This window comes from Flagellimonas spongiicola, assembly GCF_023502425.1.
GTDB lineage: Bacteria > Bacteroidota > Bacteroidia > Flavobacteriales > Flavobacteriaceae > Flagellimonas > Flagellimonas spongiicola.
This window is the reverse complement of record NZ_JAMFMA010000001.1, coordinates 348,827-369,877: the sequence shown is the minus strand read 5'-3', so window position 1 is coordinate 369,877 and position 21,051 is coordinate 348,827. Positions and strand designations below refer to the sequence as shown.

Annotated in this window: 22 protein-coding genes; 12 read left to right on the top strand and 10 right to left on the bottom strand. The window is 38.7% G+C overall.

The window, feature by feature from the left end:
• Window positions 1-81: 81 nt before the first annotated feature.
• A complete protein-coding gene (locus M3P19_RS01810; RefSeq protein WP_249655906.1) occupies window positions 82-945 on the bottom strand; it encodes a hydroxymethylglutaryl-CoA lyase in 864 nt (287 codons plus the stop codon).
• 183 nt (window positions 946-1,128) lie between these two features.
• Here M3P19_RS01810 and M3P19_RS01805 point away from each other — a divergent pair, with 183 nt between their 5' ends.
• Complete coding sequence (locus tag M3P19_RS01805; protein WP_249655905.1) at window positions 1,129-3,201, top strand: T9SS type B sorting domain-containing protein; 2,073 nt, start codon at window positions 1,129-1,131, stop codon at window positions 3,199-3,201.
• A 16-nt stretch (window positions 3,202-3,217) separates the two neighbouring features.
• Here the strand turns inward: M3P19_RS01805 and M3P19_RS01800 are convergent, their stop codons facing one another.
• Both M3P19_RS01800 and M3P19_RS01795 read right to left on the bottom strand, forming a co-directional pair.
• A complete protein-coding gene (locus M3P19_RS01800; protein WP_249655904.1) occupies window positions 3,218-4,255 on the bottom strand; it encodes a quinone-dependent dihydroorotate dehydrogenase in 1,038 nt (345 codons plus the stop codon).
• Between the two features lie 54 nt (window positions 4,256-4,309).
• On the bottom strand, window positions 4,310-4,729 hold the full coding sequence (locus M3P19_RS01795) for a hypothetical protein (protein ID WP_249655903.1): 420 nt from the start codon (window positions 4,727-4,729) through the stop codon (window positions 4,310-4,312).
• Between the two features lie 96 nt (window positions 4,730-4,825).
• Here M3P19_RS01795 and pepT point away from each other — a divergent pair, with 96 nt between their 5' ends.
• Window positions 4,826-6,079 (top strand): peptidase T, encoded by a 1,254-nt coding sequence (pepT, locus tag M3P19_RS01790; protein WP_249655902.1) that lies wholly within the window; start codon window positions 4,826-4,828, stop codon window positions 6,077-6,079.
• Window positions 6,057-6,650: a YdeI/OmpD-associated family protein gene (locus tag M3P19_RS01785; RefSeq protein WP_249655901.1), complete on the top strand. Its 594-nt coding sequence runs from the start codon at window positions 6,057-6,059 to the stop codon at window positions 6,648-6,650. Before pepT ends, M3P19_RS01785 begins: the two co-directional genes overlap by 23 nt.
• 7 nt (window positions 6,651-6,657) lie before the next feature.
• Here the strand turns inward: M3P19_RS01785 and M3P19_RS01780 are convergent, their stop codons facing one another.
• From M3P19_RS01780 to nusB, 4 genes are all read right to left on the bottom strand, one after another.
• Entirely contained in the window at window positions 6,658-8,004 is a 1,347-nt protein-coding gene (locus M3P19_RS01780; RefSeq protein ID WP_249655900.1) for a Gfo/Idh/MocA family protein, read from the bottom strand.
• Between the two features lie 79 nt (window positions 8,005-8,083).
• Window positions 8,084-8,371, bottom strand: coding sequence for a preprotein translocase subunit YajC (gene yajC, locus M3P19_RS01775; RefSeq protein ID WP_249655899.1), 288 nt, complete (start codon window positions 8,369-8,371; stop codon window positions 8,084-8,086).
• Window positions 8,372-8,386: 15 nt separating this feature from the next.
• Entirely contained in the window at window positions 8,387-8,866 is a 480-nt protein-coding gene (locus M3P19_RS01770; protein ID WP_249655898.1) for a DUF1573 domain-containing protein, read from the bottom strand.
• Between the two features lie 38 nt (window positions 8,867-8,904).
• On the bottom strand, window positions 8,905-9,852 hold the full coding sequence (gene nusB, locus M3P19_RS01765; RefSeq protein ID WP_249655897.1) for a transcription antitermination factor NusB: 948 nt from the start codon (window positions 9,850-9,852) through the stop codon (window positions 8,905-8,907).
• 167 nt (window positions 9,853-10,019) lie between these two features.
• Here nusB and M3P19_RS01760 point away from each other — a divergent pair, with 167 nt between their 5' ends.
• The 6 genes from M3P19_RS01760 to M3P19_RS01735 all read left to right on the top strand — a co-directional run bounded on the left by M3P19_RS01760 (window position 10,020) and on the right by M3P19_RS01735 (window position 16,924).
• On the top strand, window positions 10,020-11,771 hold the full coding sequence (locus tag M3P19_RS01760) for an ABC transporter ATP-binding protein (RefSeq protein WP_249655896.1): 1,752 nt from the start codon (window positions 10,020-10,022) through the stop codon (window positions 11,769-11,771).
• Window positions 11,772-11,849: 78 nt separating this feature from the next.
• Complete coding sequence (locus M3P19_RS01755; protein WP_249655895.1) at window positions 11,850-12,221, top strand: PUR family DNA/RNA-binding protein; 372 nt, start codon at window positions 11,850-11,852, stop codon at window positions 12,219-12,221.
• A gap of 87 nt (window positions 12,222-12,308) precedes the next feature.
• Complete coding sequence (locus M3P19_RS01750; RefSeq protein WP_249655894.1) at window positions 12,309-14,828, top strand: M14 family metallopeptidase; 2,520 nt, start codon at window positions 12,309-12,311, stop codon at window positions 14,826-14,828.
• A gap of 10 nt (window positions 14,829-14,838) precedes the next feature.
• Window positions 14,839-15,345 carry a hypothetical protein gene (locus M3P19_RS01745; RefSeq protein ID WP_249655893.1) on the top strand — a complete coding sequence of 169 codons (507 nt, stop codon included), beginning with the start codon at window positions 14,839-14,841 and terminating at the stop codon, window positions 15,343-15,345.
• 131 nt (window positions 15,346-15,476) lie between these two features.
• Window positions 15,477-16,175, top strand: a complete 699-nt coding sequence (locus M3P19_RS01740; protein WP_249655892.1) for a hypothetical protein — start codon at window positions 15,477-15,479, stop codon at window positions 16,173-16,175.
• Window positions 16,172-16,924, top strand: coding sequence for a hypothetical protein (locus M3P19_RS01735; protein ID WP_249655891.1), 753 nt, complete (start codon window positions 16,172-16,174; stop codon window positions 16,922-16,924). Before M3P19_RS01740 ends, M3P19_RS01735 begins: the two co-directional genes overlap by 4 nt.
• Before the next feature lie 7 nt (window positions 16,925-16,931).
• On the opposite strand, the gene M3P19_RS01730 is transcribed toward M3P19_RS01735, so the two are convergent.
• Together M3P19_RS01730 and M3P19_RS01725 are read right to left on the bottom strand one after the other, a co-directional pair.
• Window positions 16,932-18,038, bottom strand: coding sequence for a lysophospholipid acyltransferase family protein (locus M3P19_RS01730; protein WP_249655890.1), 1,107 nt, complete (start codon window positions 18,036-18,038; stop codon window positions 16,932-16,934).
• Window positions 17,963-18,880: a bile acid:sodium symporter family protein gene (locus M3P19_RS01725; RefSeq protein WP_249655889.1), complete on the bottom strand. Its 918-nt coding sequence runs from the start codon at window positions 18,878-18,880 to the stop codon at window positions 17,963-17,965. The genes M3P19_RS01730 and M3P19_RS01725 overlap by 76 nt, the downstream gene beginning before the upstream one ends.
• An 87-nt stretch (window positions 18,881-18,967) precedes the next feature.
• On the opposite strand from M3P19_RS01725, the gene M3P19_RS01720 reads away from it, so the two are divergent.
• The 3 genes from M3P19_RS01720 to M3P19_RS01710 are packed head-to-tail and all read left to right on the top strand — an operon-like array spanning window position 18,968 to window position 20,361.
• Window positions 18,968-19,522, top strand: a complete 555-nt coding sequence (locus tag M3P19_RS01720; protein WP_249655888.1) for a thioredoxin family protein — start codon at window positions 18,968-18,970, stop codon at window positions 19,520-19,522.
• The gene (locus M3P19_RS01715; RefSeq protein ID WP_249655887.1) at window positions 19,519-19,833 is read left to right on the top strand and encodes a cupin domain-containing protein; all 315 of its coding nucleotides are present in this window, start codon (window positions 19,519-19,521) and stop codon (window positions 19,831-19,833) included. The genes M3P19_RS01720 and M3P19_RS01715 overlap by 4 nt, the downstream gene beginning before the upstream one ends.
• Before the next feature lie 6 nt (window positions 19,834-19,839).
• Window positions 19,840-20,361, top strand: coding sequence for a GNAT family N-acetyltransferase (locus tag M3P19_RS01710; protein ID WP_249655886.1), 522 nt, complete (start codon window positions 19,840-19,842; stop codon window positions 20,359-20,361).
• Here the strand turns inward: M3P19_RS01710 and M3P19_RS01705 are convergent, their stop codons facing one another.
• Window positions 20,362-20,904, bottom strand: coding sequence for a YfiT family bacillithiol transferase (locus M3P19_RS01705; RefSeq protein WP_249655885.1), 543 nt, complete (start codon window positions 20,902-20,904; stop codon window positions 20,362-20,364).
• Between the last annotated feature and the right edge of the window lie 147 nt (window positions 20,905-21,051).

The following is a 21,051-nucleotide window of genomic DNA, read 5'->3' as shown; positions in this document are numbered from 1 at the left end:
AGCTTAAATTTCAACCAAATTAAATTAGACTAATTTTAAATAAATTTTAAGAATCCTTATTTGGAGCCGTCTAAGAAAGGTTTAGTGGTATGCAGAGAAAAGCTCTGTTGCCTTGTTGTAGGCAGCCTCAAAGACCATCCAATTTACTCCTGAGTCCGCTTTTTGTTCTGTGAAATAAGAAAGCATTTTCTCAGTGGGCATATTTCCGGTCAATTCATCCTTGGCCATGGGGCAACCACCAAAGCCTTGTACAGCCCCATCAAACCTTCGACATCCGGCTAAATATGCCGCTTCAACTTTTTCATGCCATTTGGTAGGCGTGGTATGCAAATGGGCCCCAAATTCGATATCTGGATATTTAGGAATTAAATTGGAAAATAAACAATCAATGACTTCTGGGGTAGAACTTCCAATGGTATCGGATAGGGATAAGATTGTGGTACCCATTGCAGCTAATTTTTCTGTCCACTCCCCTACAATTTCCACATTCCAGGGATCACCATATGGGTTTCCAAACCCCATGGAAACATAAGTTACCACTTTCTTATCATGTCGATTTGCCAGCTCTAAAATTGCCTTTAAAGTATCTACGGATTGGTCAATGGTCTTATGCGTATTTCGCATTTGAAAGTTCTCCGAAATTGAAAACGGATAGCCCAAATAATCAATCGCTTTATGTTGACATGCATCGTCGGCGCCACGAGTATTGGCTACAATGGCCAATAATTTACTTTTTGTTTTGGATAGATCTAGACGTGCCAAAACCTCTGCCGTATCCACCATTTGAGGAATGGCCTTGGGCGAAACAAAACTTCCAAAATCCAAAGTATCAAATCCACAGCCCAGTAAAGACTGGATGTATTTCACCTTGGCTTCCGTAGGAATAAATGTCTTAATGCCTTGCATGGCATCTCGTGGACATTCTATGAGTTTGACTTTTGACATAGGCTGCGCATAAAATTACCACTATTTATTCGATCAGCTTAACTCTCAGGACTGTGACAATTTAAATTACCGATAGAACTGTGTTTACCATCGATTATCTGCTCTTTTAAGGTTCAAAACCTTTGGTTTTGCGAAATACACTTATATTTAAATCCCCCATTTGGGAAGTAAGGACACTGAACATTGAGAAATACACTTGCACTTTGTTTGCTTCTCTGTAGCACTTTTGTTGCTGCTCAACAGATTGTAGTTGAACAGAACTATACGGTAGAAGAGCTAATTCGAGACGTTTTGATCAACAGTAGTTGTGCAACTACCTCCAACTACGATTCTTCCACTGGAGATGCCGACATGATCAACGGTATTGGGTATTTCAATTCCAATGGCGGACGGTTCAGCTATCGCGAAGGCATTATGATTTCCACAGGTAGTGCCACTGATGCAGTTGGTCCAAACATTGACATAAAAACCTCCGGAACTCCTGCATGGCCTGGTGATGCTGATTTAGGTCGAATTACCAGTATAGGAAGTTTGTTCAATGCATCTTATATCAGTTTTGATTTTGTACCACAAACCAATAGAATAAGTTTTAATTTCCTGTTTGCCTCTGAGGAATATTCAGATGGTTTTCAATGCGTTTATTCGGATGTTTTTGCCTTTATCCTTACAGATTCCAACGGGGACGCGACTAATTTGGCCATTGTTCCGGATTCAGAAGATCGGGTGTCGGCCACAACCATTAGACCAGGAGTTCCTAATGAATGCAGTGCAAGAAACAGTAACTTTTTTGGGGGAATCAATGGGGATACCTCAGCAATATCAATGACCGGGCAAACCCAAAGTCTTGTTGCCGAGTCCGAAGTAAATCCTGGAGAGACCTATAATATTAAATTGGTCATCGCGGACAACTTGGATTCTGCATTGGACTCCGCTGTTTTTTTGGAAGCAGGTAGTTTTTCCATTGATGTTTCATTAGGTGATGATAGAACTGTACGATCAGGAAATCCACTTTGTATTGGCGAAACCTACACTATGGATGCCACATCATCAGGTGCCTTGGCCTATCGCTGGTACAGGAATGGAATACGTTTACCCTTGTTTGATGATATGGAAACGGTTGATGTCACCCAAAATGGGCTTTATGAGGTGGAAGTTGAATTTTCAGCTAGCTGTATTTCAACAGGCCGCGTAGAATTAGAGTTCATATCCCCTCCACTGATTGACCAACCACCATCTGACTTAAACGCTTGTGACTTCGATAATGACGGGTCTGAATCTATTGATCTTACGGTTAATTCGCCCGGAATGTTGGGCACATTGGATACAAGTATATATAGGGTCTACTATTATACTTCTTTAGCTGATGCTGAAAATTTTGAGAACGTCATCGGAAGACCTAGCCAATACAATTTGTCACAAGCGCAGGAAACCATCTTTGCCCGAGTTTCTTCTGGTGAAAGTTGCTACGATATTGAACCCTTCAATATTAATCTATTACAACTTAATTTCACGCCTTCATTAGAGGAATCCTATTTACTCTGTGTAGACGAAACTGGGGTTCCTAATGGCGATTTACCCGTATTGGATACTGGACTATCTGAAACAGATTTCCAATTTATCTGGTATAGAGATAGTATTGATCCAGCTAATATAATTCCCAGCGCAACGAGTAGTTCTTACACTGCAAACACCCCTGGTGACTATTTTGTTGAAGCCCAACATTTGATTTATGGCTGTTCTACATCTTTTAGCACCAATGTCTTTAGCATTGAACCGCCCACAAGCTTTGAGGTTGAGGTTTTAAGCGATTTGTTCGCCGATAATCATGTAATAGAAATACAAGTTGAGGGCAATAGTGAATACCGTTTTGCCGTTGACGGTGGCTCGTTTAGGGACAACCCAATATTTGACAATCTGGCTCCGGGGAAACATACCGCTGAAGTCCAGGATACCTATGGTTGCAATATCACCTCACAACCATTCATAATTGTGGATTATCCTCGATTCTTTACACCCAATGGTGATGGTATCAATGACACTTGGCAAATCGTTGGAATTGTAGAAATCAGAAATCCAGAAATCACCATTTTTGATCGCTTTGGAATTATACAGCATCAAATTTTTGGCGAGCAAAGTTGGGATGGAACCCGGAATGGCAACCAAGTACCATCGAGCGATTATTGGTTTCGTTTAACCTACGATAATTCAGAGGGAATCCGGAAGGAATACAAAAGCCACTTTTCGTTAAAACGATAGATTTAGATGAATCGCATCAGGCCCTTTCCAAAAGCGCCTTATTGATTTTTTTAATCAATCCAGGACCTTCGTAAACAAAACCCGTGTACAGTTGAACCAAGGCAGCGCCTGCATCCAGTTTTTCCAGGGCATCCTCAGCAGTGTGGATTCCTCCTACTCCAATAATCGGAAACGAATTATTACTTTTTTCAGCCAAAAACCGGATTACCTGTGTACTTCTTTTTGTCAAAGGTTTACCACTTAAACCTCCCTTTTCTTCCGTTTGGATCAAATGGGATTTCAGGCCTTTTCTTGAAATCGTTGTGTTTGTAGCAATGACACCCTCAATAGCGGTATTCTTAACAATATCGACTATATCCAACAGTTGATCATCGGTTAAATCAGGTGCGATCTTCAACAATATTGGTTTTGGTGAGGCTTCCAGTTTTTTGGCCAATTTGCCGTTTTGTTTTTTTAATTTCTTCAGTAAAGCCGTCAAAGGTTCTTTGTCTTGCAATTCGCGAAGACCCGGTGTGTTTGGTGAACTTACATTGACAACAAAATAATCCACGTGTTCAAAAAGGGCTTCAAAGCAAATCATATAATCTTTGATGGCCTTATCATTATCGGTCACTTTATTTTTCCCGATATTTCCACCAATCAGTACTTTGTGCTTCTTTTTTAACTGTTCAACAGCTTCAAACACCCCTTTGTTATTGAATCCCATACGATTGATGATCGCTTGATCATCGAGAAGTCTAAAAAGTCGTTTTTTGGGATTCCCAGGTTGACCTTTTGGTGTAAGTGTCCCAATTTCAACAAAGCCAAAGCCAAAGTTGGACAGTTCATTATACAAAACCGCATCTTTATCAAAGCCCGCGGCCAGCCCAACAGGATTTTTGAACTTCAACCCAAAAACCTCACGTTCCAGTTTAGGATCCTCAACCAAGTATAAGCTACGAAACAAGGCACCAAAACCTAGTTTTGACAATACCTTGATTGACTTAAAAGAAAAGTGATGGGCGGTTTCCGCATCCAATAAAAAAAGTAATGGGCGAACAAGGTATTTGTACATTCAGCAAATTTTGGACAAAAATATAAACTCTAGTATCACAATCTTGGAAATCGATTAATTTTCGTTGACTGACCCATTAATATAAATAGGCCGCAAAGTCAGTTGCGTGCACAGTTCGATATATAGATTGTATTGATTGTCATTGAATATAGAAAGTAAGCGCTTATCGAGCATACGAACATTTTGCCGCATACTATCCAGCAAATCCTTATACTTAAATGATACCGATATTAAATCTTCGGGGGAACTTTGCGCATGACGCTTAAGTAAATAGTTGGCACGATCCTTAAATACCGCATTCCGCACCTTAAGTTCAGCAGACCAATTCCGCATTTGCTCCTCTTGTTCTTCATTCAACTGAAAAACAGAGATAATGGCCTCATCATCCATTCCTCCGAGGCCCAGCAAACAATCTTCCTGAGCGCAAACGGTGAGCCCAAAAAATAAAACAATGGGCAAAAGTATTCGTTTCAATGGTTTAGTTTTAGTAAGCGGAAAAGATAGGTTTTCAATTCTCCATTTTATCAAAAAAACGATTGAATAAACAGTATTTTTGATGAAACGCACAATATGGATCGATTATTAGACCGATTTCTGGAATATGTGGCCATTGATACCCAAAGTGACCCCTATTCAAAAACTACTCCGAGTACAGAAAAACAGCGAAATCTTGCCAAAAAAATCGTGATGGAATTGCATCAAATCGGTATGCAGGATGTTTCCATCGATGCCAATGCCTATATCATGGCAACACTACCCGGAAATATTGAAAAAACAGTTCCCACCATTGGATTTATTTCACATATGGATACTTCTCCGGATTTCAGCGGTAAAAATGTAAAACCACAAATCATTGAAAACTATGATGGTAAGGATATTGTGCTGAATTCAAGTAAGAATATTGTGCTTTCACCCAAGTACTTTGACGATCTGGAACAATACATTGGACAAACCCTAATTACCACCGATGGCACGACATTACTGGGAGCTGATGATAAAGCAGGGGTCGCCGAAACCATAACGGCCATGGAGTATCTAATTCAACACCCAGAAATTAAACACGGACCAATCCGTATCGCATTTACGCCGGACGAAGAAATTGGTCGGGGTGCGCATTTATTTGATGTTGAGAAGTTTGGCGCGGAATGGGCATATACCATGGACGGAAGTCAGGTTGGTGAATTGGAATACGAAAATTTCAACGCAGCCAGCGCTAAAATTATAGTATCGGGAAAAAGTGTCCATCCTGGATATGCCAAGAACAAAATGGTAAACGCCATTAATGTCGCCAACGAATTCTTGAGCTTGCTGCCAGCAAGGGAAGTACCTGAGCACACTTCTGACCGAGATGGTTTTTTTCATGTCCATAAGTTAAAAGGTGAAATTGAAAATGCCCAAATTGAACTTATCATTCGAGATCACGATGCAGGTCATTTTCAAGCACGAAAGGAATTATTGGACGACATCACACAAAAACTGAACAAAAAGTACGGTGATTGCGTGGCGTTGAAAATTGAGGACCAATACCGGAATATGCGGGAAAAAGTGGAGCCTGTTTTCCACATTGTTGAAATTGCAAAAGAAGCCATGGAGTCCTTGGGCATTGAACCCATTATCAAACCGATAAGGGGTGGAACGGATGGTTCCCAACTTAGTTTTATGGGCCTACCCTGTCCCAACATTTTTGCAGGTGGACATAATTTTCATGGAAAATATGAATATATTCCGTTGGAAAGCATGCAAAAAGCTGTTCAGGTTATTGTAAAAATATGCGAATTGACCGCTATTCAAATCAAATCCAATGGAAAGAGAAAAAAGTCTTGAGGCTTACTACGAAAGAGAACATCCTTTTAAAGAAGGTATTTCCAAATTACGAATGATTGCAAATCAGACGGCTAGTGATGAAACCTTTAAATGGAATTTTCCTGTCTATACTGTTAAGGGCAAAAACGTATTTGGCATCTGTAGATTCAAAAACCACTTTGGCGTATGGTTTTTCAATGGTTCATTTTTGAGTGATCCAAAAAATGTGCTTCGAAATGCCCAAGAAGGTAAAACCAAGGGAATGCGCCACTGGAATTTTGAGGGCAATAGCAGTATTGATTCCGAAGGCGTATTGGCTTATATGGAGGAAGCAATCTCCAACGAAATACAAGGTCTTAAAATTACTGTAACGAAAAAGAGTACTTCTATCGCAATTCCAGAATTATTGGAAAACGCATTACAAGATAAAGCTGGGTTACGCGACGCATACGATGCATTGACACCTTACAAACAAAAAGAATATTGTGAGTACATTTCCGAAGCCAAACAGGAGAAAACCAAAATAAGACGTTTGGAAAAAATCCTACCTATGATTGAAGTGGGAAAGGGGTTAAATGATGCTTATCGATAAATTGACCTTATCCTGTTGGTAACTTCCAGCCGTTGTGATATGCATTTGCCAAGAGTGCATTTGCCTCAGCTTCCATGAATTTCGAGTTTTCAGGATCCCAAAAGATTCGCTGTCCCGTTTTGAATGCAATATTGCCCATATGACAAACTCTTGCCGTATCGTAGCCAACTTGTATCGGAGCATTCAGCAGGGATTTATCCCGCGCTTTTACTGCTTCTAAAAAATTAGCAGTATGCAAATCCAATCCACTTGCCTCAACGGTTTGCAGCGGAACAGGTTCAATTTTAGGACCTTTGTTCTCACTCCAATGTGGACGGTCATTTTCAGGTATTACCTCCCAACCACCTCGATTTAAAACCAATGTCCCATTGTTTCCGATAAATGCAATGCCATGATCACGGCCATAGTTGCCACCATCAATCCCTGTGGCATGTTCCCATAAGAGGGAAAAATTATCGAACTCATAAACCGTCTGCAAGGTGTCCGGCGTTTCCTCTGCGTCATCTGGGTAAGCGAATTTACCGCCAATGGCCATTACGGATTTGGGATTTGTTGCTTTCATGCCATACAAGGCATAATCAATTAGATGAACTCCCCAGTCGGTCATCAAACCACCCGCATAATCCCAAAACCATCTGAAGTTAAAATGAAAGCGATTTTTATTGAAAGGTCGTTTTGGTGCGGGTCCCAACCACATTTCATAATCCACACCTGCCGGTACAGGGCTATCCGGAACCACCGGTATGGATTGCATCCAACCCTGGTAGGCCCATGCTTTGGCCAATCGTATTTGTCCCAATTTACCGGAATGCACATATTCAATAGCATCCACAAAATGCGGTTGACTTCTTTGCCATTGTCCAATTTGTACCATTCGGTCATTCGCATTCACTTTGTTTAACATGGCATCACATTCCGCAATGGAATTAGCTATCGGTTTTTCGCAGTAGACATCTTTTCCGGCATCAATGGCATCTACCAATTGTAAGCAATGCCAATGATCCGGTGTACCAATTATTGCGACATCCACATCTTTATCTTCCAACATTTTCCGATAATCGCCATACCATTTAGGTTTTTTGATTCCTGCTTTGGACAAATCCTCGGTTTTTGCTGCCAGCACATTCTTATCAACATCGCATAAGGCTACAATTTCAACTTCGCTATTTTTCAGCATTGAAGTAAGATTGGCAAACCCCATCCCTTTGCAACCAATTAAACCAACCTGAATCTTATCGTTGGGACTCACATTCTTTCGAATAGCTCCCAATAATTCCGTGGGAAAAATGAAAGATGCCCCTAGTCCTGCTGTTAACAATGAAGATTGCCTAATGAATTGTCTGCGATTGCCCATGGTTGTTATTTTTGCTTTAAAATACAAAAAGCCCCTTGAACAAATGCTCAAGGGGCTTTTCAATAGTATTGTGCAGAACTTATTTTTTCGCTGGGGCAGCCAATTTTCGGCTCATTTCCATTGAAATAGCGGAGCGATCAAACTTAAGTTTGCCGGCCATGGTTTCAATGACACAAGAAAAGTCCTTGTCATTTAATTCCACAATCTTGCCGTGAAGTCCACTTTTGGTAATTATACGATCACCTTTTTTAAGTTCAGATGCAAACTTTTTCTCATCCTTTTGACGCTTTATCTGAGGGCGAATCATAAAGAAATAAGCCACCACAAAGATGAGCATCAAAGGTAAAAACTGTCCTAGGTTTTCCATTGTAGATTGTTGGTTCTAGTTTACAGGTCCTGCTTGTGCTGCATTTGGCGGATTTACAAACGCCTTGATACGCAACAATTCAGTTCCTTTTTCGGTATTGGCCGTTACCGTAACGGTTTTAGTAATCTGGTTTTGCCCAGACCCATTGAATTTAACCAAAAGTTCTCCTGTCTCACCTGGGGCAATTGGAGTGTTCTTTGGGTACTCTGGAACTGTACATCCACAGCTACTTTTTGCATCTGTGATGATCAAAGGAGCATTTCCAGTATTGGTGAATTTAAAGGTTGTTTCTTGTGCAGTACCTTGAGTAATGGTACCAAAATCATACTCTTGCTTGTCAAAGCTCATTACAGGAAGCTGCTTTTGCGCTTCATCCCTGTCGGACGCATTCTCCACATTATCGGCAACTACTTTGTTAGCAGCCTTGTCCTTGCAAGAAACACTTACAAGTCCAACAGTCAAGATCAAACTTAAAATCGTTGTTATTTTTTTCATACTAAAAATTTATTTGTCCAAAATTAATCAAATATTGTTTACTGTAAACCCCTGCCCATTTTTTGCAATTTTCCTGAGGATTTATACTCCTTGGCAAGCTTGTCCAGCACACCGTTAATGAAGATACTACTCTTTGGTGTTGAGTACTCCTTGGCAATTTCAAGGTATTCGTTCAATGTCACCTTTTCAGGAATCGATGGGAAATTCAAAAGTTCGCATATGGCCATTTTCAGGATAATGGAATCGATTTCCGCAATACGGTCATTGTCCCAATTGGGAGTTTTACCTTCTATCTCCTTCTCCCATTTTGCGTCATTCAACAAGGTCTTTGTCAATAGGTCATTCGCAAAGGTCATATCCTGTTGGTCTTTGAGCAATGCGGGCAAAAAGAAGCTCTCATTGCTACTGGAAGTAGCTTTTTTGAGCCTTTTCACCAAAAAGGTATTTACAATCGGTATATCGTCTACCCATGTCAATTTATCATCCTCAAAATACTCGTAGATTTTTTCATTAGGAGCAATAATCTCCCTAAACAATTGAACAATGACATCCCGGTCCAAATCATAATTGGAGTCCCCAGTGGTCATGTAGCTTTTGTAAATGTCACTTGCTACAATTTCCTTGTGGATGATTTTGACGTATTCCTCGTTCAGGTACCAGTTGTTCAGTTTTCTTTTCTCAAGTTCATTTTGAAGCAACTGGTTGTTGGCCAATTGAACCAACAATCGGTTTTGCACAAACTTTTCCGGATTTGGGTATTTGTCGTCGTTAGTAGCAACATATTTTTTTGATGCGTGCTGCACGTGTTTCTCTGCCAATCGGTGTATCTCAACCAATAAGCTCAACACCAGCAAATAGAGCACATACATGTTATCTATACTGATTTTCAGGAATTTCTGTTGCTTTTCCAAAGAATCATCCTTGGATTGGATCAATGCATATATGCACTGCATCACTTTTACTCTGATATGCCTTCTAGTAAGCATTTAAAAGAACTTTAAAGTCGTTTGTTGGCTTTTACTGCGCAAAAGTAATCTTATATTTTCATCCAACCTACCAAACTTGTTTTCTTATCAGTTTTATAACATTTACTTTGTGGTGTATCGGCTATATTTGCTGAATTGTCACAATAAATCCACTGCCAAACCCTCCTATGAAGGAACTTAAATACCTAAACAAATACTTCAAAAAATATTGGTTTAAACTGCTCATCGGGATTATCATTACCGTAATTGCCCGGGTGTTTTCGCTAATCATGCCTTCATATGTGAACAAGACCTTGCAAACTTTTGAGGCGTATTTAGGAGAGACGATGACCGCAGTGGAGGCAAAAAGCACCCTTTTTGAATATATCCTTATCATCATAGGGGCGGCATTGCTTTCAGGTCTTTTTACATTTTTGATGCGTCAAACCATCATCAATGTTTCCAGATATATTGAATACGATCTTAAAAATGAGGTATTTGATCATTACCAACTGCTGAACCTCAATTTTTACAAAAAGAATCGTATTGGGGATCTAATGAACCGAATAAGTGAGGATATCAATCAGGTTCGAATGTATGTGGGTCCGGCTATTATGTACGGCATCAATACTTTGACGATGTTCGTCTGTATCATTCCATTGATGTTCATTAAGGCACCGTCACTAGCGGCTTACACTTTGATTCCGCTTCCAATCCTCTCTGTATTGATTTATCAAATCAGTAAAATCATTCATAAACGCAGTACAAGAGTTCAGGAATTTTTGAGCACCTTATCCACCTTTACCCAAGAATCATTTTCTGGTGTTGCAGTGATTAAGGCCTATGGTTTGGAACCACAAATTAATACTGAGGTTAATGCTTTGGCATTGGAAGGAAAAGATACAAGTATGGATTTAGCCAAAGTCAATGCATGGTTCTTTCCCTTAATGATTTTATTGATTGGTATCAGTAATCTCTTTGTCATCTATATCGGTGGAAGACAGTTTATCAATGGGGAAATTCAATCTATTGGTATTATTGCTGAGTTTATCCTGTATGTAAATATGCTTACGTGGCCTGTGGCAATAGTTGGGTGGCTTACTTCCATCATTCAACGTGCAGAGGCCTCCCAAAAGAGGATCAACGAATTCTTATTGGAAGAGCCGGCAATTAAGAACGAGCTGGACGCCCCAACGCCCATTGAGGGAAAAATAAACTTTAAGAATGTAACATTCACTTACGAAGACACTAACATCACTGCTCTCGATAATATTTCATTTGAAATCAACCCTGGTGAAACCGTAGCGTTTTTAGGAAAAACTGGTTCTGGTAAATCCACCATACTGGATTTGGTTGCGCGGTTGTATGATTCTTCGTCTGGTTCGATTGAAATAGATGGAAGAAAAATCAAGGATTTGAATCTGGATAGTCTAAGAAGTAGCATTGGTGCCGTACCGCAAGACGCATTTCTTTTTTCGGATACCATTGAAAACAACATCCGATTTGGAAACGAAAATGCTTCTTTTGAGGAAATTGTCGATGTCGCAAAGAAAGCTGTCGTGCATCAAAACATTGAAGGATTCACTAACCAATATAACACCATACTTGGTGAACGTGGAATTACACTTAGTGGTGGACAAAAACAACGGGTATCAATTGCAAGGGCATTATTGAAAGATCCCCAAATCTATTTATTTGATGATTGTTTATCCGCAGTTGATACAGAAACTGAGGAAGAAATATTGACAAATCTCAAGCAGGTTTCCAAGAACAAAACCACGCTCATTGTTAGCCATAGAGTGTCTTCGGCCAAGAATGCAGACAAGATCATTGTATTGGAAAACGGTCGAATAATTCAAGAGGGAACCCACAGTGAACTGAATAATACAGATGGGTACTATAAGGAACTCTACTTGAATCAACTCTCTGAGAAAGAATGAGAAAAAAGTTGCTGGATTAGCTTTTTTTTTACATTTTTGGTAGAATTATTCACTATTGCACTAAACACACTTGACCACATGAGGGATAAAGATATTATGGACCAGGAAGAAATATTTTCCAAAGTCCTAAGAGCCGGTAGAAGGACTTATTTCTTTGATGTAAGAAGTACAAAAGCCGGAGATTACTACCTAACTATCACCGAAAGCAAGAAGTTTACCCATGACGATGGTTCCTTCCATTACAAGAAGCATAAAATCTATTTATACAAAGAAGATTTTACCGCTTTTAAGGAAATTATGGAGGAAATGATGGATTATATCATTGATGAGAAAGGATTAGAGGTAATATCGGAACGCCATCAACGTGATTTTAAGAAAGAAGAAGAAAATGGTATCAGTGAAAACGGCTCGGCTGCTAACTTTACCGATGTAAGTTTTGATGACATCTAAAACAATTCTTTTAAAAAAAGCTTAAAACGGCCTGCTGTGAGTAGGCCGTTTTTTATTTTTAACACTGACTAATTCAAAATCGCTTGCATGAAACATTTCAAATTGCTGTTGTTCCTATGTTTAGGAATCTCACTTTCTGCCCAAACTGTCGGTCTAGACTATTACCTTCCAGATGGACTAAACTACAATCCCAACATACCAAAACCAGCTGATGTTATCGGTCACGAGGTTGGCGAATGGCATGTTACCCATGATAAATTGGTGTACTATATGCAGCAATTGGCAAATTCCAGTGATCGGATTACCATTGAGGATCGTGGAACCACCTTCGAGGGACGTCCGTTGGTGTTGCTCACGGTAACCTCACCTGAAAATCATGCGAACTTGGAAACAATACGCACGCAACATGTGCAATTGTCCGAAGGAAGCGGGAACATGGACACTTCTGACATGCCGGTTGTGGTATATCAAGGTTTTTCCATCCATGGCAATGAGGCTAGTGGTTCCAATGCTGCCTTGGCCTATGCCTATTATTTGGCAGCAGCACAAGGAGCAGAAATCGAGGCGATGTTGGAAAACATGGTCATCTTGCTGGATCCGAGTTTTAATCCAGACGGTTTACAACGATTTGCCTATTGGGCAAATACCAATAAAAGCATTAATCTAAACCCTGACAGCAACGAGCGTGAATACCACGAAGTATGGCCTGGAGGAAGAACCAATCATTACTGGTTTGATATGAATAGGGATTGGCTACCTGTTCAATTACCTGAAAGTAGGGCTAGAATTGCCACCTACCATAATTGGATGCCCAACATATTGACAGATCATCATGAAATGGGCACCAATTCCACCTTCTTTTTTCAACCAGGTGAACCATCAAGGGTAAATCCACTTACACCTAAAATCAATCAAGAATTGACAAAGGAAATAGGAACTTACCACGCCAAAGCATTGGATAAAATTGGTTCACTTTACTATTCTGAGGAAAACTTTGACGATTACTATTATGGAAAAGGATCCACCTTCCCAGATGTAAATGGCGGTATTGGAATTCTGTTTGAACAAGGTAGTTCACGGGGGCATATTCAAGAAAGTGAAAACGGCATCTTAACGTTTCCATTCACAATTAGAAATCAGTTTACCACGGCACTATCCACTGTAGAAGCTGCTAAAAACATGCGTGTCAAACTATTGAATTACCATCAACAGTATTACAAGGACATGAAGGCTGCAGTTGGCAAGGAAAGAACAAAAGCCATTGTATTTGGCGACAGCAAAGATGCAACAAAGACCTATCATCTGGCAGAAATCCTGAAACGGCACAAAATCAAATTCCACGAATTGGCAAATGATGTGACCATAGCCGGGAAAAGTTATAAAAAGGGTTTTAGCTATGTGGTGCCTATGAACCAAAAGAATCCTAGATTGATTCAAGCCATGTTCGAAAAGCGGACCGCTTTTCAAGATAGTTTATTCTACGATGTATCCGCTTGGACCTTTCCGCTAGCTTTCAATTTGGATTATGCCAATTTATCATCATTGGCCAATGCAGGCAGTGAAGTTACCGATTTTGAAAAGCCAAAAGGCACTGTAAGTGGTAAAAGCAACTATGCTTATCTTTTTGAATGGCACGGATATTATACCCCTAAAGCGCTGAACCAAATTCTTCAAAAAGGGCTAAGGGCAAAGACGGCAAAAACACCATTTACATTAGCTGGAAAGTCTTACGATTACGGAACCATTATGGTTCCTGTTCAAAATCAGAAATTGGATGCGGATGCTTTGCATCAATTCTTGACCAAAGTCGCCAATGAAAGTGGCATCTCAATTGATGCAGTTTCTACTGGATTGACCCAAGGGATTGATTTAGGAAGTAATGATTTTGACCCTATCAAAAAGCAAAAAATTGCCATTTTGGTTGGTGACGGGGTTCGCTCATATGATGCTGGGGAGGTATGGCATTTGTTCGATACGCGCTATAACATGAAAATCACCAAAATAGATACCAAGTATTTTGATAATGTGGATTTGGATAGCTACACCGACTTAATTTTACCTAGCGGCTGGAACAATAATCTGTTGGATGCGAACGGGGCTAAAAAGATAAAATCCTGGGTGCAAAATGGTGGAACAGTAATTGGATACAGAAATGCCGTAAACTGGCTCCAAAAGAATGAATTCATCAAGTTTGAAACCAAATCGGACACATTGGAAGCGAAGAACATTCGTTTTGACCAAAAAAATGATTTCCTAGGGGCACAAGTTACAGGTGGTGCCATTTTTGAAGCCAAAATTGATCGCTCCCATCCGATTAACTATGGGTATAAAAATGATAGACTATCACTGTTCAGGAATACCAATATTTACTTGAAACCTGAGAAGAATAGTTATGATAATCCAATCCAATATACCAATGACCCTTTGCAAAGTGGCTATATTTCCGAGGAGAATAATGAACTAATCAAAAACAGTGTTCCTTTCAAAGTGAAAAGAATGGGCAAGGGACGAGTAATCCTATTTACGGACAACACCAACTTCAGAGCATTCTGGTATGGCACAAACAAATTGCTCATGAATGCTATTTTCTTTGGTCAAATGATGTAAAAATAAAACTATGCGCACTGCTTCAACTTTTGGATTTTTGTTGATTTTTCTCGGCACAACTTTGGTTTATGCCCAAAATAACAAGGTTTTCCAAGACCCAAATTCCTTAGCCAAGGAAACCCAAAAAATAATCTCCATTGAAGCAGGTCAAAAGATAGACACTGCATATTTCAAGACTTTGTTCCTGCCCACTGCCCGATTTACGGTGGTGGGTGAGGAAGATGGTGTTACCGCCCATGAAACCATGGATCTTGAGACTTTTGCAGAAATGCTTACCGATGAATACTACAGCAAAGGCTATTATGAAGGCCCTACTGGGTCAATTGTTGAGGAATACAATGGCATAGCACAAGTTATACAGAGCTTTTCTGGCATTGATTCTGAAAACCAAAAAGGCTTTGGTGTGGGGAGTTACCAGATGATTTATTCTGACGGCCGTTGGTGGATTGCCAATATGGTTTGGGCCATGAGCAAAGACGAAGGAAAAGATATTCCTGAGCGTTATTTGAAGAATTAACTAATAATGCAAAAGCGGTAACTAGTATCTATTCAATCTTCAAATAATTTGTTTTTTACAAAATCAAATCACGATTTTGATGATTTAATTGTTTGGTTAAGTAACATGGATACAATTTTGTCTAACAAACTATGAATGATGTTTTAATTGTAGTTTTAGTCTTAGCCATATATTTTTCACCAGTTTTCTTCCAATTATCAATTGTAATCAAGGAAAAGAAAAAAGGTAATCAATTACCTTATAAAAAATTAAAAAAAGCATTAAGAGTAAGCTTAATAATTTTAACTCCTATACTGGTAATTTTCTTAGTATTGATCAGAATTAACTTTCTTGATTATGAAAAACCAATCCCTTATGATAGAATTGAGGAAATCTCATTTGAAAATTTTAGAGGTTTAGAATTTTTTAAAAAAACACTTTACGGTAATGAACGATACGCCTATATAGTCACTTCTATTGAGTTAAAATACCATGAGGATTACATTATAATTCAATCTTTTTTTCATCCTTCCAGATCATATGTTTATAACAATGCAACGAATAGTCCTGACTTACTAAAACACGAATTGTACCATTTTAAGGTTACAGAATTGTACGCTAGGAAGGCTAGAAAATTGGTAAGTGTGTTAAAGAATCCAACTAAAAATGATATAGATAAAATAGTAGGTGACATTTGGTTAAAAGAAAGGAATTTTCAGAAAAAATATGATTTCGATACATTTCATAGCTATGTGTTTTCCGAACAAAAAAGGTATGAACAGAAGATAGATAGTTTACTACTTTTACTTGAAAAATTTAAGAATCCTAGAATCAAACCAAAAACAAGATGAAAAAATTCATTTATTCCATAGTTTTTATTCTGACAGCAATAATTAGTTGCAACCAGGAAAAACATCAATTCCCTCTGGATAAAAGATACTGGGATGTTGAAGATTATAAAAAAGTAGTGTTAGAATTAAACTATGGTTACGAAGTTGACGAACAACTACCTTCTTTTTCCAACCCAAGTACAAGGTTAATTATTGAAAAGCTTACAGACCATAGAAACTATGAAATAGTACTCTATGATAAAGAATTAGGTCTTAAATACAAAAACAATGTTGCAGAATCTTTTTTTAATGTTTGGAAGGATATGCAAAAAATATATCAAGGCAGAAATGTTCAAGACAAATATCTATATGATGAAGAATTACTTAAAGTATGGCAATTCGGACTTGGTCTTCAACTAGTTTATTTCAAATTAGGAAACGATGAAATATTGGCAAATTCGTTAGATCCGTCAGATCGTAAAGTTCAATTTCATCTTAAAAATAATATTGAAACACTAATAGATAACTTCTCACTTTACCTTAATGAATTAAACAATGAAAATGCATATTCTGAAGAAGGGAAAAGAGTGTATTCTGAAGGTATTAGTATTTACTTCAACAAGCTTGTAGAAATGAATCCAGAAGGGGACTATTCTAAAACTATCCAAAAAATTGACCTTTTGGAAAAAAAGATTGAATCGAATACTATAAAAAATTCACTATTGACGTTGAAAGACAAACTGGTATCTATTGAAAACAATGATCAATAGTATAATATTATAAATTAATATTGGCCAGCTTTACCATTAGAATATTTGTCAAATAATGTAGTAACAAAGTAAGTATACTAAGCGTCCATCCCAAACTGGCATGCAATACAGGAAAACATAGAATGTAAATTAAGGGATAAGCCAAAAGTGCAAACCCAAACCGAAAAGTTGCTTCAAATTCTGGCTCAGGAACTTTGGGCTTTATCAAGGTTCGCCATAGCAGGATCCAAGGGAAGTTCCATAAAACAAATAATACCCTATTAAGCGTTCTTTTTTTATTAGTCCTATTAGGCTTTAGGGAGGCTAAATCCTTATTGGCAATCGCGCTATTAATTCGCTCTGAATTCAAAAAATGATTACCATTAGCTCCAATTTCCGAAACTACGGAATCATAATTCGCTTCCGGGATATGTGTGGTGAGTTCACATAGTTGATCAAATACCTTTTGTTTGAGTTCCGTAATAAATACCTTAGTATCCACATAATTCCCAACCGCTATTGGTTTACCAACATTTACCAATGCTGCATCTCCTACCCTTTGAGGATTGGCATAGTTCTGCCCAACTGGCACAAGCATTAGATCCAAATCGGGATTTTGCTGATATGCTTCTGAGATCAACCGAGTAAATCCCTTACTCAATGGTCTTACCTTACGCTTTAAACTATGGTTCCCTTCAGGAAAAATGAGGATTAGTTCTTTATGGGTCAAAAGTGTTCCGCATTTCTCAAAAATTGCGTTGTTCTTATGCAAATGGGATTTTCCATCGCGAATGCGATAAATCGGAAGCATTTGTAAATATTCGAAAAGCGACTTTAATAATCCACTTTTAAATACATCTGAACGGGTTATAAACCAAGGTTTACGTTCCAAATGAGTTGCAACCAAAAGAACGTCCATCAATGCGTTCTGATGATTGGAAAGCAGTAGTACAGGTTTGTCTTTGGGAATATGCCCCATTCCCGTTACATTGATTTTCTTGTAGTAGCAGTACAAGCCAAATTTGACCCACAGTTTTAAAACTTGGTAGCCTAGTTGTTTCAAACCAGTTCTTCTTTTTCTACGGGTTTTGAACCCCAAACCATACCCATTACCAGTCCAGACACTAAATGCCATATCCCCCAGAATGCTGTCAATAATGCCATTCCGCCCAAACCGTCAAAAAAGGTGAAAATCAAAAGTAATCCCAAGCCACTATTTTGTATACCTGTTTCAATGGTAAGGCATCTTACATTTTCTGAAGAAAACCGCATGATTTTGCCAACCGAAAACCCTGTCAATAAAGCAACTAAATTATGGATGACCACTAGCCAAAAAACGTAGAATACATATTCCATAAAAATATCCCTATTGTTATAAAGCGCAAGGAAAACAAGGGCAACAAAGAACAATAATGATCCAATTTTAAACCCCTTGGCCAGTCTTTTTGCCAATTTGGGACGGTATTGATTAACCAACATGCCTAATAGCAATGGCACGCCCAAAAGCAGTGCAACAAGTTTTATCATTTGCAAGGGAAAAATGGATACTTCTTGTAAAATAGAGGCTGTAGGTCCGTACATGCCTCCCCAAAAACTCAAATTAAAGGGGGTCATTACAATCGCAAGTAAGGTTGCAATTGCAGTTAATGTAACGGAAAGTGCGGCGTTGCCCTTGGACAAATGCGTAAAAAAATTAGAAACATTACCCCCAGGACAAGCTGCTACCATAAACATGCCCAATGCTATACTAGGTAGTGGTTCAACAATTGTAACCAACAGAAATGTGATTATAGGTAGAAGTAAAAATTGACAAACAATCCCAGTTAATACAGGTTTCGGGGTTTTTAGCAATCGTTTGAAATCCTGTATTGAGATTTCCAAAGCTATCCCGAACATGACCAATGCCAAAGCAAGGTTTAAAATCCAAAGGGATTTCGCATCAAAATTGATATGAACGTTATCTATTATTTGTTCCAATAAGTTGGTGTTTGCATTACAATATACAGGATTCTTTCAATTGTGGATAAAGTCCATTAATTTCATACAATTAAAACAAATTAGATAATGGCGAGGACACCTAGCAATATGTTGGCATTAGGCACAACAGCCCCAAATTTTGATTTATACGATACCGTTTCTGACACCACTGTTTCTTTAGAAGATGTAAAGGGAACAGCTGGTACTGTAATCATGTTTATCTGCAATCACTGCCCTTTTGTGATTCATGTGAACCCAGAATTGGTTAACCTCGGTAAAGAATATCAAGAAAAAGGTATTGGATTCGTGGCTATATCAAGCAACGACGTAATCAATTACCCTGATGATGCTCCAGACCTAATGAAGATCACAGCAAAGCGGGAAGGCTATTCTTTTCCGTATCTCTATGACGATACCCAAGAAGTGGCAAAAGCCTATGATGCTGCATGTACACCAGATTTTTATTTATTCGATGGTGATACCAAATTGGTTTATAGAGGGCAATTGGACGATTCAAGACCTGGGAATGGGCTTCCATTGACCGGGTTAGACTTAAGAAACGCTATGGACGCCCTACTGGCTGGCGACAAAATTAGTTCTGAACAAAAACCAAGTATTGGTTGTAATATCAAATGGAAATGAGAATATCAACGGAAGACGCTTTGAATGCATTGCAAAAGCAAGAAAGTCCATTTAAAAAACTATTTACACACGGTACGCTTGAAGTGGAAATCTATAAACCAGAGAAAATAGATCTGCAACAACCACATACACGAGATGAAGTTTATGTGGTTATCTCTGGCACCGGTGAATTTCAAAATGGTGATGTTCGCACTGATATTGGGCCAGGTGACTTTCTATTTGTGCCAGCAGGCCGTGAACATCGATTTGAAAATTTTACTGATGATTTTGCTACTTGGGTAATGTTTTACGGACCTGAGGGTGGTGAATAGTTTTATATGAAATTAAATCTTATACCTGTCAACAAAACCAACATGGAAATTTACATTTCCGTTGGTGTACAATCCTATAAAGAACATTATTTGCATTTATGGGAACGGAATGACCCATACCCTTATATCAGTAGAAGTTTTACCAGTACAATCGTTGAAAAGGACATGGAAAATCCAAATCTTCAGTTATATCTTGTACAATATGGTGAAGCAATTGCTGGAATTGTAAAACTGGTTCTTGACGCTCCATTGGATGAATACCAGGCTAAGGACGCCTTGTTAGCCCAAAAAATCTATCTGCTACATGCCTATTCCGGTAAAGGTTTGGGCAAGCAAATCCTAGATCTGATCAGTGAAAAAGCACGGAAGTTAAACAAAAATATCCTTTGGTTGGACACCATGCAGAAAGGAGGTCCCATAAAGTTTTATCTCAAAAACGGGTTTGAGATAAAAAAAGAAAGTGAGCTACAAATTCCCGGGGCTATTCCCGAAGAAAAACCCATGTGGGTACTCACAAAACAACTTTGATTACCAACCTTCTCTTTTGATTAGATTTTCTATATGGGCAAAATGATGACTTCCATGCCAGGCATACCTTCCAATATTTTCTTTTAAGGTAGTTTCCGTGTTACCTTCAGGATGGGTGAATTTCCGTTGCAAAGCATCATCAGAGAGTCCTTTCAACAAATACACCAATTTAGCATGTACCGCCTTTAAATGATCTAAAGACATTTGAATTGGAGCAGTTTTCGCATCGAACAAGTTGGACCATTCCTTTTCAAAATAAGGTTTTATCATTGGATTATCTTCGGTAAGCGCCCATTTAAATCGGATATAACTATGGTGGTGACTGTCCGAAATATGATGTACCAATTGGCGAACCGTCCATCCTTCAGGTCTATATGGGGTTTCCAATTGTTCCTCGGATAAGGGTGTGACCATTTGCTCAAGTCGAGCAGGTAAATGTTCTAAAATTGCTATCCAATCAGCAATTAATTCATGGCCAATTGTTTCAGGGGCATTAAATGTCCCAATAGGGTATCTGAGTTGTTCCAAAGTTTGTTCTTCCATAGCATAAAATTAGAAAACTTTTACCCAGGATTTGAACAGAAATAGTCCTAAATAGACAGCTGCATAAACTTTAATACACTTTTAACGCCATTAAAAATATTGGGATTGACATTGCCCTAACTTTGTAAAAAACAATTTATCAATCGA